At 29.6% G+C, this 15,269-nt stretch carries 14 protein-coding genes and 1 pseudogene; 4 read left to right on the top strand and 11 right to left on the bottom strand.

All coding sequences use genetic code 11. The features are described from left to right. The first annotated feature begins 4 nt into the window (after positions 1-4). The 4 genes from RR430_RS03325 (at position 5) to RR430_RS03310 (ending at position 5,416) form a co-directional block, all read left to right on the top strand. Positions 5-709 carry a LytR/AlgR family response regulator transcription factor gene (locus RR430_RS03325; protein WP_332487563.1) on the top strand — a complete coding sequence of 235 codons (705 nt, stop codon included), beginning with the start codon at positions 5-7 and terminating at the stop codon, positions 707-709. Beyond that, the gene (locus RR430_RS03320; protein WP_332508635.1) at positions 706-1,695 is read left to right on the top strand and encodes a sensor histidine kinase; all 990 of its coding nucleotides are present in this window, start codon (positions 706-708) and stop codon (positions 1,693-1,695) included. The genes RR430_RS03325 and RR430_RS03320 overlap by 4 nt, the downstream gene beginning before the upstream one ends. An 84-nt stretch (positions 1,696-1,779) precedes the next feature. After that, the gene (locus tag RR430_RS03315) at positions 1,780-3,600 is read left to right on the top strand and encodes an ABC transporter ATP-binding protein (protein WP_332508633.1); all 1,821 of its coding nucleotides are present in this window, start codon (positions 1,780-1,782) and stop codon (positions 3,598-3,600) included. Continuing rightward, positions 3,575-5,416, top strand: coding sequence for an ABC transporter ATP-binding protein (locus RR430_RS03310; protein WP_332487559.1), 1,842 nt, complete (start codon positions 3,575-3,577; stop codon positions 5,414-5,416). The genes RR430_RS03315 and RR430_RS03310 overlap by 26 nt, the downstream gene beginning before the upstream one ends. Before the next feature lie 68 nt (positions 5,417-5,484). Here RR430_RS03310 and RR430_RS03305 read toward each other — a convergent pair whose 3' ends face one another. The 11 genes and pseudogenes from RR430_RS03305 to RR430_RS03260 all read right to left on the bottom strand — a co-directional run. Continuing rightward, positions 5,485-6,375: a ParB/RepB/Spo0J family partition protein gene (locus tag RR430_RS03305; RefSeq protein ID WP_332487557.1), complete on the bottom strand. Its 891-nt coding sequence runs from the start codon at positions 6,373-6,375 to the stop codon at positions 5,485-5,487. Then, positions 6,372-7,154, bottom strand: coding sequence for a ParA family protein (locus tag RR430_RS03300; protein WP_332487555.1), 783 nt, complete (start codon positions 7,152-7,154; stop codon positions 6,372-6,374). The genes RR430_RS03305 and RR430_RS03300 overlap by 4 nt, the downstream gene beginning before the upstream one ends. Positions 7,155-7,169: 15 nt before the next feature. Further along, positions 7,170-7,934 carry a nucleoid occlusion protein gene (noc, locus tag RR430_RS03295; RefSeq protein WP_332487554.1) on the bottom strand — a complete coding sequence of 255 codons (765 nt, stop codon included), beginning with the start codon at positions 7,932-7,934 and terminating at the stop codon, positions 7,170-7,172. A gap of 10 nt (positions 7,935-7,944) precedes the next feature. Next, positions 7,945-8,643 (bottom strand): 16S rRNA (guanine(527)-N(7))-methyltransferase RsmG, encoded by a 699-nt coding sequence (rsmG, locus tag RR430_RS03290; RefSeq protein WP_332487553.1) that lies wholly within the window; start codon positions 8,641-8,643, stop codon positions 7,945-7,947. A 90-nt stretch (positions 8,644-8,733) separates the two neighbouring features. Continuing rightward, entirely contained in the window at positions 8,734-9,873 is a 1,140-nt protein-coding gene (locus RR430_RS03285) for a glycoside hydrolase family 10 protein (protein ID WP_332508631.1), read from the bottom strand. 183 nt (positions 9,874-10,056) lie between these two features. Continuing rightward, entirely contained in the window at positions 10,057-10,689 is a 633-nt protein-coding gene (locus RR430_RS03280) for a hypothetical protein (protein WP_332487551.1), read from the bottom strand. Then, positions 10,679-12,568: a tRNA uridine-5-carboxymethylaminomethyl(34) synthesis enzyme MnmG gene (gene mnmG / locus RR430_RS03275; RefSeq protein WP_332508629.1), complete on the bottom strand. Its 1,890-nt coding sequence runs from the start codon at positions 12,566-12,568 to the stop codon at positions 10,679-10,681. Before mnmG ends, RR430_RS03280 begins: the two co-directional genes overlap by 11 nt. Positions 12,569-12,722: 154 nt before the next feature. After that, positions 12,723-12,887, bottom strand: a pseudogene (locus RR430_RS09315) (family 1 glycosylhydrolase); the annotation flags it as partial. Between the two features lie 27 nt (positions 12,888-12,914). After that, positions 12,915-13,043 carry a PRD domain-containing protein gene (locus RR430_RS09310; RefSeq protein WP_332488832.1) on the bottom strand — a complete coding sequence of 43 codons (129 nt, stop codon included), beginning with the start codon at positions 13,041-13,043 and terminating at the stop codon, positions 12,915-12,917. Between the two features lie 289 nt (positions 13,044-13,332). Further along, positions 13,333-14,619, bottom strand: coding sequence for an ATP-binding protein (locus RR430_RS03265; protein WP_332508627.1), 1,287 nt, complete (start codon positions 14,617-14,619; stop codon positions 13,333-13,335). Positions 14,620-14,717: 98 nt separating this feature from the next. Further along, positions 14,718-15,269: VanZ family protein (locus tag RR430_RS03260; protein ID WP_332508625.1), on the bottom strand; the 552-nt coding region annotated here is incomplete at its 5' end.

Raw genomic sequence — 15,269 nt, 5'->3', positions numbered from 1 at the left:
CCATATGGAAATTGCATTAATTGATGATGATACATCACTGTTACAATCATATACGGCTTTAATTAATGAAGCTTTAATTTTACTTAATCTTAGTGGAACTATCCATACTTTTAGTTGTGCTGAGGAGTTTCTTTTTGAGCATCCAATTTCATTTCCATACAATTGTTTGTTTATTGATATCCAAATGAAAGAAGTATCAGGGATTCAACTTGCAGAAACAATTAGGAAATATGATAAGGATATCATATTAATATTTCTTACATCTACTGATCAATTTGTATTTAAAGGTTACGAGGTAAATGCTTTTAGATATTTTATGAAACCTATAACATTGGATCAAATATGTAATGTTTTAAAAACTATTAAAGAACCTATCAAAAGAAACGAAATAATTCTTAAAGTAGATGGAGAAATAGTTAAAATATATAGTGATGAAATCCAATACGTTGAATCACAACAACACTATTTGTTGATACAAACTAAAACTACTCGTTTTAAATTCAAAGAAAATATTTCTGATTTTATGAAATTACTTAACTCAGACTTTATTCAACCACATCGATCTTACATTGTTAATATTTCTCAAATTACTAAAATTACTAAAACTTCAATTTACTTAATAAGTAATATTGAAATCCCAGTTAGTAGAAATAGAATTAACTTTATTAATTCTGAATTTATTAAATTTAATATGAGGGATAAGTTATGATGCTATTATTTTTAACGTTTTTATTTTCGTGTTACATTTCATTTATAACATTGAAAGATTATTCTAATTTAATTAAATATAGTTATTTATTAATATCTTTTTTATCTTATTTTATTTTCCATTTTTTTAGTTTAAACTTAAATATAATTATTTTTATAAATATATTATTAATATCTATTTATTTGCAAAGTGATTTAAAATTTAGTAATCGTTATTTTCTATTATATGTGTTACTACAGTTTCTATTATTATTTTTATCTTACTCAAATATAAATATCATTTTGTTATTTTTACAATATCTTTTATTTGTTTTAGCTATTGATTCTAAATTTTTAGATGCCCGTTTACTCGAAGAAAAAACAGCCAATTATCAAAACAAAGTGTTGGATCAGCAAATATTAGAAGTACAAAATATATATACTCAAATGCGTGGTTGGCGACATGATTTCCATAATCATTTACAGTCATTAAAAGCAAAATTAAAGTTCAATCAGATTGATGAAGCAAATAAATATTTATATGAATTAGAAGATGAATTAAAAGATATTAAGCAAATTGTTGAAACCGGAAATTTAAACTTTGATGCAATAATGAATTCAAAACTTTCTTTAATAATGTTGGATGAATCAATTCAACTAAATTACAAAGTACTTGTACCTGATAATCTTGTAATCTCAGATATTGACCTATGTGCTTTAATTGGAAATCTTTTGGATAATGCTTATGAAAGTTGTTCAAAAATGCATACTAATAAATTTATTCGTATTTACATTGGTCAACTTAAAGAACAGTTCTATATTTCTATATCTAACTCTACAAATGAGACTATAAGAAAATTAGATAATGAGTATATTACAAATAAACGTGGTAACCATGGACATGGTTTGAAACGAATTAATAATATTATTTATAAATATGAAGGATATATTAATCGTAAAAATGAACCTGGTGTATTTGTTACTGAAATTTTATTACCTCTTAAATAACATTTCATGCACGTTATAAAACATTTCATGTACTTTTTATATTTATTACTAAATATTATTTATGATTGTTTCGAGGTGATATAAATGAAAAATAATTATGGCTTTATAAGTAATTTAATATTTTCTTATAGAAAATTATATCAATTACAAAGAAAACAAATAATATTTCAAATTATAGAAATTATTTTTGCTGTTCTTACTCCTATAATTGCAGTATTAATACCTTCATTAATAGTCAATTCATTGCAAAATGGAATAACAATTAATGATATGGTTTTATTATGCTTTTTTATTTTTATAGGTTATGGTTTTGTTTCAGCAATTAATTCTTATGTGTCTAAAAGAAATTTTTTTAGATATATCTCATATCGACAATTGATATTTGTTGAGTATCAAGAAAAGGCTATTACAGTTCCACTAAGTGATTGGGAAAGTGAATCTTTTAAACAAGCATATTATGCTGGTACTCATGCTTTAAATAGCAATTCTAGAGGTGTTGAAGATTTTCATATTAAATTTACTGCACTTATTAGCTCTATAATAGGATTTATAATTTACTGTGGTATTGCATCTAGTTTAAATGGATGGATAGTTGTAATTCTTATTGTATTAACTTTATTTCATTTTTCATTTTTTAATAAAGCAGTTAAAGATGATAATAAAATTACTGAAGAAATTATTTCATCCATTTATAAGCAATGGGAATATTTTATAAAAATAAAATGTGATACAAAAGCAGCTAAAGACATACGTATATATGAATTAGGAAATTGGTTATTGGGAAAACATCATCAAGCTTCTAAAAAACTTTATGAAGGTAATAAAAGAATTAAACTTAATTACTTTAGATATGAGTTTATAGGAATTATTATACAGTTTATAAGAGATATATTGTGCTATGGATACTTAATAATTCAATTGAAAAATGGTCTTGATCCTTCATTATTTGTATTGTATATAGGAATAATAATTGGTATTTCAAAATGGGTAAGTGATATTGCAACTATATCTGGTAATTTATATGCAGATAGTAGTTATATGAATAATATGCGCTATATCCTTGATTATAAAACTACCGAAAATCAATTTGGCGAGAATATTTCTTCAGTTGATTCAATATCTATTGAATTTAAAAATGTCAGCTTTAGTTATCCGGAATCCGATAGATTAATCCTTGATAATGTTTCTTTTAAAATCAATCATGGTGAAAAAGTGGCATTAGTTGGTATTAATGGCGCAGGGAAATCAACTATTGTAAAACTCATATGTGGTTTTTATACCCCTACTTCTGGAATAATACTTATTAACGATATGCCTTTGAATGATTTAAATCAAAAAGAGTATTTAAAATATTGTTCATGTGTTTTCCAGGATTCTTTAATTATGTCTACTCCAATATGCGAAAATATTGCATGCGTTCCATCTAATAAAATTGATTATACCAGATTAGAGCGTGTTGTTAATGAAGCTGGATTAAGCGATAAAATAAATAGTCTAGTTGATGGATACCATACATATATAGGAACTGAAATCAATGAAAATGGCATTAACTTATCTGGCGGGGAAATACAAAAAGTAATTCTAGCAAGAGCTTTATATCATCATAATGCTTTATTTTTATTAGATGAACCAACTGCCGCTCTTGATGCTATTGCAGAAAATAAAGTTTACGCTTTATATGATGAAACTATTAAATACGCTACTTCATTATTTATTTCTCATAGATTATCTTCAACAAAATTTTGCGACAAAATACTTGTTCTTAGTAATAGTAAAATTACAGAGAGTGGTAACCATGATGAATTAATAAACTTAAATGGATTATATGCAAAAATGTTTAAAATACAAAGTCAGTATTACGAGGAAGGATGTGAAACTAATGAAATTCAAACAAATCTTATCTGATTGTATTCGGATAGTTAAGATTGCTTCAAAGGAAAATCAACTAGTCTTGTTTCTTTTTATTGGTGCAATTAGTTTTTCAATAATTCCTTTTATTTCTTTATTGTTTAGTTCTCTTATTCTTGATTCAATTCTTCAAAAATCTTTTGATATTGCCTTTAATTATGTATTAGCGCTTACAATAAGTACGTTTATTTTTTCAATAGTAAGTAAATATTGTGATCAAATGATTGAAGCTGTTGCTGAATTTGCAGAAGATGTATTTGAATCTGAAACACTAAATAAATCTTTTACGTTATCTTACCAAGAGTTTGAAGATCCTATAGTCACTGAAAAATTAAGATATTTAGAAAGCGCTAAAAACGGTAGTGGTGGTGTTGGATATTTAATAATTTGCATTTATAATTTTCTGAAAAATTTATTTGCATCAGTAATTGCATTTATATTTATATTACTTTTATTCTTTCAAGTAAGTTCTGACTCTACTAATTTCTTTACATCATATTGGTCATCTATTGTTATCATCTTAATATATATTATCGTATTCATTGTTTCTATTCAAATCCAAAAGAATGCTACTGTAAAAATGAATAACTTAGCAAAAGATAATATGCGTGTTAATACTCTTTCTAACTATCTGTATAATATGTATACTAGGAAAGAATCTGCAAATGATTCACGTATTTATAATCTAAATAGTTTATTTTCTTACTACTTAAATAAATACTTATATAAGTTATTACCAATGTATTCAAATTGGGGTGTAATACGAGGAAAGAGTTCATCTGTTATTGATTTTATTAATATGATATTTTCAGCAATCGCATATATCTTTGTAGCTGCTAAAGCTATTTTCGGTGTTATATCTATAGGAAATGTCTTTATGTATGTTGGCGCCATTACGCAATTCTCGCAATATGTTCTTAAGACTATTCAATTTTATCAAGATATATCTTTCAGAGATGAATATCTAAGTGAAAACGAAAAATTTATTCGTGAACCAAGTAAATATTATGTCGGAACTTTACCTATTGAAAAAAGAGATGATAACGAATATGAAATTGAAATAAAAAATTTATCATTTAAATACCCTGGTACTGAACATCTAATTTTAGATAATATAAATTATAAATTTAAATTAGGTCAAAGAATTGCTTTAGTAGGACTTAACGGTGCGGGTAAGACTACACTAGTAAAGCTATTAACTAAGCTATATGAACCTACATCTGGAGAAATACTTTTGAATGGTATAAATATAAATAAATATGATTTCAATGAATATATACAAATATTTTCTGTTGTATTTCAAGATTCTCAATTATTTTCATATCCAATTGGCGAGAATATTGCTTGTGGTGAGTTAATTGATGAAAACAAAATTAGAAATATTTTGTCTGACTTGCATATCATTGATCGTATTGAATCATTTAAAGATGGCATAAAAACTTTTATAAACAGTGATGCTGAAATGGGAATTAATTTGTCCGGTGGCGAACAACAAAAAATAACCATTGCAAGAGCTTTATATAAAGATGCCCCATTCATAATAATGGATGAACCAACTGCATCCCTTGATCCTGTTTCAGAAGCAGAAATTTATAAAGAATTTAATGATATTGTTAAAAATAAAACTTCTATATTTATATCTCATAGAATGAGTAGTTGCATATTTTGCGATGAGATATTAGTTTTAGATCAAGGTAAGTTAATTGAAATAGGAAACCATAATCAATTACTTAAAAATTGTGGTTTATATTATAATTTATGGAATGCTCAAGCCAAACATTACGCTAAACAAAAAATAAATATTGAATTATAATCCAACATAAACCTCGTAAGCTCTGAATAGCATACGAGGTTTTATAATATTAAAAAGAATAGGTTTCCCTATTCTTCGATACATCCTAGCAATTCAAGAATTCTATTTAAATCACTATCACTAGTATATTTGATTCTTATTTCATTCTTTTCTAAAGTCACATAAGTTTGAAGTTTAAGCTCCATTAAATTTTCTACATAAACTAAATTTGGATCTTTTTTCTTTAATGGCTTAACTTTAGTTTTCTTATTATTGTTATTTTCAGCTAATTCCTTTGTTAAAGCTTCTACTGAGCGTACTGATAATCCTTCTTTACAAGCTTTCTCAGCAATTTCTATCGCTAGGTCTTCATCTTCAATTGTAACTAGTGGTCTTACATGTCCTATTGATAACTTCTTTTCAGTAACCATTTGTTGAATTGGTTGAGGAAGTTTTAATAAACGCATAATGTTTGTAACATATGTACGAGATTTACCAACACGTTGTGCTAATACTTCTTGTGTATATTCCAATCTTTCTGCAAGATGTTGATACGCACTTGCTTCTTCTAGTGGATTTAAGTCTTCACGTTGCACATTTTCAAGAATTGATATTTCCATCATTTGGGCATCCGTGAAATCCATTATAATTGCTGGAATTGTTTCTTTCTTAGCAATTTTGCTTGCACGCCATCTTCTTTCCCCTGCAATTATTTCATATCCTTGAACACTCTTACGAAGTAAGATAGGTGTGAATACACCATGTTCACGAATAGACTCAGCTAAATCATTTAATGCTGATTCATCAAATATTTTACGAGGTTGATATGGATTTGGTCTAATCTCTGCAAGTGCGATTTCATTTGTTTTACCACCTGCATCAACTTTACCTTGTTGTATGTCTTCGATAGCTTCCATCATGTCTTCGCCAAAGATTGCTTCCAATCCTTTGCCTAAACCTTTTTTCTTTTCTACACTCATGCCTTAACCTCCTTATCGGAACTGTTAATCACTTCTTTAGCAAGTGATGCATAAGCCTTTGCACCTTCTGATCTTACTTCATATTCAAAAATTGTTTGCTCACGGCTAGGTGCTTCAGACAATTTAATATTTCTAGGAATAAAGCTCTTATACACTCTTTCCTTAAAATACTTACGTACTTCTTGTTGTACTTCAACTGATAGTTTAGTACGTGCATCAAACATAGTTAATAATACACCTTCAATTGTTAAAGATGGATTAAATAAACGTTGAACTAAACGAATAGTGCTTAGTAATTGTGTTAATCCTTCTAGTGCATAATATTCACATTGTACTGGAATTATAACTGAATCCGCAGCAGTTAAAGCATTAGTATTCAACAATCCTAATGAAGGTGGACAATCAATAATAATGAAATCAAAATCATCCTTAATCACTTCTAATTTGTTTCTTAAAAGTTTTTCTCTTCCTACTTTAAATTCTGCCATCTCTAAATCTGCACCTGCTAAATTAATATTAGCTGGGATAATTGAACATGGTGGAATTTTTAGTTTTACAATTGCATCCCTTGCAGAAGTATCACCCAATAAAACCTCATAGACTGTTAAATCATGTTTTTTCTTATTTGCACCTATTCCTTGTGATGCATTACCTTGTGGGTCAAAATCTACCATTAGTACTTTTTTACCAAGATAAGCCAACCCCGCCGATAAATTGATACTAGTTGTTGTTTTACCAACTCCACCTTTTTGGTTAGCTATTGCAATTATTTTCCCCATATGCCACCATCCTCACTATTTAGGAAATTTAACGATAATTCTTACATCAGTTAATGTTTCATCCATTTCGGTTGTTACATCAATTCCTGTTTTCTTTATTAATTGAACACATTGATTTACACTATTAATCCCAATTTGAACATTACGTGTAAACCCTTTTGTAGATTGTTTCTTTTTCTTTGGTTTATCATCTCTTAACTCTTCAATGTAACCTTCAGCTTGTCTAACATTATATTGTCTATCCACAATGTTATGATATGCCTCTATTTGCTTTTCACCGCTTAAACTTAATAATGCCCTTGCATGTCTTTCTGTAATTTGTCTTTGTAATATACCTTCTCTAATTTCTTCAGGTAGATTTAATAAACGTATTTTATTAGCAACAGTTGATTGTGTCTTACCAATTTTTTTAGCAACTTCTTCTTGTGTTAATGATGCTTGTCGCATGATTTGAACATAAGCACGTGCTTCTTCAATTGCTGTTAAGTTTTCTCTTTGCACATTTTCAACTAATGCCATTTGAGCTGCTTGTTCCTCAGTAGGTGTCATTATATAACAAGGTATTGTTGTAAAACCAGCTAACTGACAAGCTCTAAATCTTCTTTCGCCCGCTATGATCTCATAGCTATCATTATACTCTCTTACTGTAACAGGCTGAATCAAGCCATTTTCTTTGATAGAATTTGCAAGTTCTTGTAAAGCTTGTTGATCAAATTCTAATCTTGGCTGATAACGATTCGGTCTAATTCTATTTACTTCAATATTTAAAATTTCTCTCATGATACTCCTTTTAAAGTGGATTCTTTTTAATTTTTGCAAACATTCTAGGATAACCTTTAGGGGTTTCTTTTTCTTTCCTATAGAACAAATTAATACGACTTGAACCGTCCAACAATGTTCTAGTTTCGACTTTTTCTAAGACACATCCAAGTTTTGTTACTGCTTGTAATGCACTTGCATGTTCTTCATTTCCACTTGATCCTTTCATTGCTAAGAAAATTCCACCTTTTTTAACAAGGGGAATACATAATTCTGCTAACATATTTAAGTTTGCAACAGCCCTTGCAGTAACAACATCAAATGTTTCTCTGTTTTTTACTGCATAATCTTCAGCTCGTACATCTAAACAATGTACACCATCTAAACCTAATTCATGTTTAACTTCTTCTAAGAATAAAACTCTTTTCTTTAAAGGTTCAAGTATTGTTATTTTGAGTTCTGGATAAGCAATCTTTAATGGAATAGATGGAAAGCCCGCTCCAGATCCTACATCACATAAATGACCACTTATTTCTGTTGTAAATGAGGGTAAAAGTGAGTCATAGAAATGCTTGTCTAATACTTCTTCAAACTCAACAATCGCCGTTAAATTCATTTTTTGGTTCCACTCTTTTAATAACTCTGCATAACGACAATACTGTTGTATTTGTTGACTAGATAACTCTAATCCTTGTTTTCCGCAAGCGTCGATAAATTCTTCTAATTTCATGATTCCCTCCGTTACATTATTATATCAAAATTCCACCCTATTCACTATCATTATTTCCCAATTATTTCCAATTCAGCTTAAATCCAAATTTTAATCTATTTCAACTAAATTTTTTCTATTATTGAGCATATTTTCATTTTCTTTGCCAAAAAGAGAATGATAAGAGAAAAGCATATATCCACCATAATTATTGGTATTTTTACTTGATTGTATTTGTTTTAATAGAATTTCTGAATCATTTAACCATTCATCATTATCACTATCGTTGCTTGCTATTCCTACTTTATACGCCGCTAATCCTGCAATTAGTTTGACATTTGTATTATCAACTAGCGTTTGCCATTCTTGCAATGTTGGCTCAAAAGGCTTGTTTTTATTAGTGAAACCCCAATAAATTTGTGGCGTTACATAATCCACTATTCCTTTAGCTATCCATGCTTCTGTATCCCCAAAAATAATATCCCTAGAGTATTCAATATTACCTGAAGGACTTATACCAAACGCCAAATTCTTTTGATGCACTACATTGTATATCTTTTCAACTAAAGTATTTACTTGATACCTTCTGAATTCACCTATATCCGTAAATGAACTACCTGTGTACTGATTACTATCAAATGAATCATCTACCTTTGCTGGATAAAAGTAATCATCCATATGAATGCCATCCACATCATAGTTATCAACTATCTCTTCAACTACACTTATTATTAAGTTTTGACTATCCTCGGTAGCTATATTCAAGTAGTATCGATCTTCAAATAATTTAATATTATCACTACCTTCATTTATCCATTTGTTTAATATAAACTCATTATCCCACTTTCCTACTTCATCGTTTGATACCGATCTCATAGGATTAATCCAAGCTTCTACATGCATGTTTCTTTCGTGTGCTTCATCAACAAATATCTTTAGATAATCAATATCTTTTTGATTTAGCTTATTTGATACAGGATAAATCTTTGAATTATAAAATGAATCAGTAAATGCCACAGCATGTACAATAATTGTATTAATTCCTATACTTTCACAATTAGCAAGAATACCCTCTATCTTTTTTTCTATCTTATCTTTAGGAGTATCTTTTAAAAATGTTTGATAATCAACATATGAAAACCACATACCTTTAACTTCATTTGGTAACGGAATATGAATTGCTTCTTTTTTACTTGAACATGACATAAGTAATAAACTTACCAACACAATCTTACAAATTTTGTTTATCATTTTATTTCTCCTGGTACTTATCATTTTATCATTAATATTAGACATAGGAAAACAACCTTTACTTTAAGTAAATATTATTTTATCTAAACTAAAAGAAAAACTGCGAAAAGGCAGTTTTAGTAATCTTTAATTGTTTTAAACTAAATAACTTTCAAAACTTGCTCCTTGAATAGATAATATTTATTAATCCTTCTTAGGTAAAATAAATTCACTGTAAGGTAGTGTTTCTACCCAATCACAGAATGCATGCCATTCAGGAAGACGATGAGTTCTTCTTTGTAAATAGATTGTCTTTAATTGACGATAATTTGTCGTCATACGAGCGGTAATCTTAAATCCCGCAGGATTAGAATATAACACTTCCAAATACATAAGTTTAGCTTTTTCATTCAATTCCTTAACATCTGCACCTTCTTCTTGAAGTTTCTTAATTTCAGCTTGTAAGTCATTGTAAGCTTTTGTTTTTTCTTTCATGATTTCTATCATACGAGGATCAACATATTCAATGAATGCATTATCCATATCAAAGCGACATATACGATGCATTGTAGATTGACTACTAATGAAATCAATAAAATGATATCTTTCAAGTTCAACCCACACTTTATTAGTAAATGTTAAATCAAATTGAACAATGATACCATTTAAGAAATTATCATGTCCTTCTCCTACTCGACTAGACGCCAGTTTAAATGTTGTAGGTGTTACGTCTCCTGTTACTGCATTTGTATCTGTAGCCATTGGATATTTACTTCCTCGTACTGCACTTTCAATACCAAATACTTCTACATTATTGATAACTTCATTAATTTTCATTGTTACCCTTCTTTCTACGTCTTTGTTCAAGTGTAATCGCAAGTACCGCAATATCTGCTGGATTAACACCAGATATTCTTGAAGCTTGACCCATCGTTCTAGGACGAATCTTCTCTAATTTTTGTTTACCTTCTAGTGACAAATTATCAATAGCTAAATAATTTATATCTTCGGGTAATATTACCTTTTCCATTTGATTAAGTCGACTTGCTTCCTTTAATGCTTTACTAATATATCCTTCATACTTAACTTCAATTTCTACTTGTCTTGAGATTAATGCATCAATATCAAAGTTAATTTCCTGACATAGTTTTTGACACTCAACATTAGGTCGTTTTAATAAATCATATCCTGTAATGCCTTCGGTCAATTTATCATATCCAATTTCATTCAAATAATTATTAATTGAATCTTTTGGTGTGAATCTTATTTCTTTTAATTTCGCTTTACATTCATTAATTCTATTCATTTTTTCTAAAAATTCTTGATAACGCTCTTCATTGATAATTCCAAGTTTATAACCCTTTTCCATTAATCTTTGATCAGCATTATCGTGTCTTAGTAGTAACCTAAATTCAGCTCTTGATGTTAATAAACGATATGGTTCAATTGTTCCTTTAGTAACCAAATCATCTATCATTACACCAATATAAGCTTCATCTCTTCCCAGTACTACTGGTTCTTCTTTGTTTAACTTACACACCGCATTTATTCCTGCCATTAACCCTTGACCTGCAGCTTCTTCATAGCCTGATGTTCCATTGATTTGTCCTGCAGTAAATAAGTTTTCTATCTTCATGGTTTCTAATGTTGGTTTTAGTTGTAACGGATCAATTGCATCATATTCTATTGCATATGCATACTTTTCTATCACTGCATTTTCTAATCCAGGTAATGAATGAACCATTTCCTCTTGAATTTCATGAGGCAATGATGTGGAGAATCCTTGTACATAAGTTGTATCTAATTGTAGTGATTCTGGTTCTAAGAATAGTTGATGTCTTTCCTTATCAGAAAAACGAACTAACTTATCTTCAATAGATGGACAATATCTAGGTCCAACTCCTTTAACTACTCCTGAATACATACTAGATTTATGTAAGTTTTCTTTAATAATTTCATGTGTTTTTGGTGCTGTATATGTCAAGTAACAAACAACTTGTTGATCAAAAGGAAGTATCTCTTTTGTACTAGTGCTAAAGGAAACAAATTGTTCTGTGCCTGGTTGTATTTCTGTTTTAGAAAAATCAATTGTATCTGTTTTCACACGCGGTGGTGTTCCTGTTTTTAGTCGAAATGTTTCTAATCCTGCTTCACGTAATGAAGCAGATAGATCATGTGTTGTAGGTTCTGAATCCGGCCCACTTTCTGTAACATTCTTAGATACCATAACTAAACTCGACATGTAAGTCCCAGTAGTCAGAATCACAATTTTACTATCTATCACATCACCATTCATCATAGTAATTCCTGTCACTGTTTGATCCTTGAAATTGCAGCATTTTACTTGCCCTTCAACAACCGTTAAATTTTCTTGATGCAAACAAATATCTTGCATCATTTTTGAATATTCTATCTTATCTGATTGTACACGCAAAGATTGTACACCCGGACCTTTTGTTGTATTTAACATTTTAAACTGTAACGCTGTTTTATCTGCAGTGATTCCCATTTGACCACCTAACGCATCAATTTCTCGAACAACTATTCCTTTAGCTGGCCCTCCTATTGATGGATTACATGGCATCTTAGCTATGTTCTCTATGCTTAATGTAACTAATGCAGTTTTCTTATTACAACGTGCAGATACGAGCGCTGCTTCTACACCGGCATGCCCAGCACCTACAACGATAATATCAAAATTATTGGATGCACTCACAAACTCACAACCTCTCTTTATTTCTATACAATCATATCATATTTTATACCTTCTTTATTTGTGAGTTTCTTAACTATTTAAATATATAATTCTATCGCATAAGAAAAGTTCTCTACCTTTATATCACATATAAAAATAGAGAACTCTTTTGTTTTTATCTATCTGAACCGTTGGAAGTAATTACCTTTTTATACCAATCAAAACTTTTTTTCTTATATCTTTCTAACGTTCCCGAACCATCATCGTTTCGATCTACATATATAAATCCATATCTTTTCGAAAATTCTGCTGAAGCTGCGCTAACACAGTCTATTGGTCCCCTTTACAGTGGACTTGAATAAAGTAATCAAGTTCTTGTTGTGACTTCATCATTTTCTCTTGCTCTTTTAATTGCAAAATTAATGTGATCCGCGAGTACAATGAAGATAGTGTCATCAAATTTAGTATTTAATTCTGATTCAGCAAACTCAACAATTTTCTTTGTTAACTCGATATGATTTATCGGTATATCATTTTCTAGTTTAACAAATCCATTGCATCTTCCAATAACAGGTGTTCAGTAAGTACTTCAAATTAAAGTTTAAATCTATACTCACTTAATGCTCGAAAATGTTTACTACGCTTAATGTAATTTATGATATTTTCTTATTATAATGCACAAATGCGAGTGCTGCTTCTACACCACATGACCAGAACCTACAATAATGATATCAAAATTATTGGAAGTAAACACTACCTCACTAACCGTTATAATCATAACATTTTTAATCCTTTAGACAACCGATCGGTATTACCAAAACCCCATTATCAAGACGATATGCAATTTTGCCTCCTGTTATGACGATTAACAAATCAGGCACTCTCATTTTTTCTGTCTTGATTTCATTATTTTTTATAATTAGCTCTTTTAACTCAATTAAATGGCTAGCTCCCATTTCTATTTCCTTACTACCTAATTTAAACTCAATTAGTGCATATTTTCCATTGTCCAAATGTATCACAGCATCAGCTTCAAGGCCATACCTGTCATGATAATATGATAATCTACCTCCAAGTTTCTGGGTGTAAACTCGCAAATCTCGAATACATAAACATTCAAAAATAAAACCGAATGTATTTAAATTTGTTATTAATTGCTCTGGCGTTAACCCCATAGCTGCAACCGCAATAGAAGGATCTGTAAATTCACGTTTATCACCACTTCTTATTGCACTAGCAGAGCGGATTGCTGGTGACCACGCTGGAACATCTTCTATCACATACAAATTAGAAAGAGCTGTTAAATATGATTCCAAAGTCTTAATTGTTATGCTTTCAGTATTTTGAATTATATCATTAAGTATCACTGTTTTCTTAGCAAATGTTGAAATATTTCTTGCATATGATCTAACTATTTGTTTAGCCAACATCGGGTTTCTACTTATACCATCCACTATCGAAATATCAATATCACAAATATTATTTAAGTATTCTTTTGCAATTCTCAATGCTCTATTGTCCGCTATATCCAATGCTGATGGCCAACCACCCCTACATGCTGCGAAAATTAAGTCCTCTATTGTTAATTCGCTCTCTATACCAGTAATATCTCTCATTTCATTTTCAAAGAGATTTGCCATTGATATTTTTCCGTTTGACTCATTTGACTCATATAAACTCATTGGATACATTTTTACTTTAGCAATTCTTCCAACTCCACTATGTTTTATATTTTCTTTGTTAATTGTTGTTGACCCTGTTAAGACAAATTGTCCAACTTCTTGTCTTTGATCTACCTCTAAACGAACAGCATCCCACAAAACTGGTGCATCTTGCCACTCATCAATTAAACGCGGCGTATCACCCTTTAGTAGTGCGGATGGTTTTATACTTGCTGTTTTTAGATATTCTTCCCTATTATCTGGATCTTGTAGTCTTAAGACACTTTTGGCTATATTTAATCCTGTCGTTGTTTTTCCACACCATTTTGGACCAACAATCAGCGTGGCACCAAAGATACTCATGTTTGACTCTAACTCTTTATCAATTATTCTATTTTTATAACTTTTCATCGTTTTACCTCTATGCTTATTATAGGCTATTTAAAAGACTTTTTCAACTCCATTACCTGTTTTTGTGGTGTTTCATTACCTGTTTTTGTGGCATTTCATTACCTGTTTTTGTGCTGTTTCATTACCTGTTTTTGTGCTTTAACCCTTGTTTTCGTTATATATCTTATCAATACATATAACGCATAACCAATCATTGCACCAAATAAATTCATGATTATATCATCAATATCTGCTAGCCTACCTATAAAACTTTGAATAAATTCAATAGTAAATGTCATAAGAAAAGTTATGGTAAGTAAAATATACCATTTGTTAACTCTCTTAAATACAATAGGTAGTAAAAATCCAAAAGGAATAAACAGTAGTACATTAGGTATCTTTTCAACAACAAATTGATCTACATTATTCAATTGTTCAAGCCAGAGAAAAGGTTTTATATTTATATTTTCTATTGATGGTCGAGTAAGTTCAATCGGCATATAAAACAAAGTAACAAACAGAATTAGTATAATAGTACAAACTAATCCAAATCCGCAAATTAGTTTAAATGTACTATAGCCTTTTTCCTTTAATCTAACTAACAACGGAAAACTAAAAATAAAAAAGATACTGATAAATAGTAGTGCTAAAGTAAAATATGCCTCAAGTCT

The organism is Anaerorhabdus sp., assembly GCF_036641015.1.
GTDB lineage: Bacteria > Bacillota_I > Bacilli_A > Erysipelotrichales > Erysipelotrichaceae > Anaerorhabdus.
The sequence above is the reverse complement of the archived record's forward strand: the minus strand, read 5'-3'. Positions and strand labels throughout refer to the sequence as shown.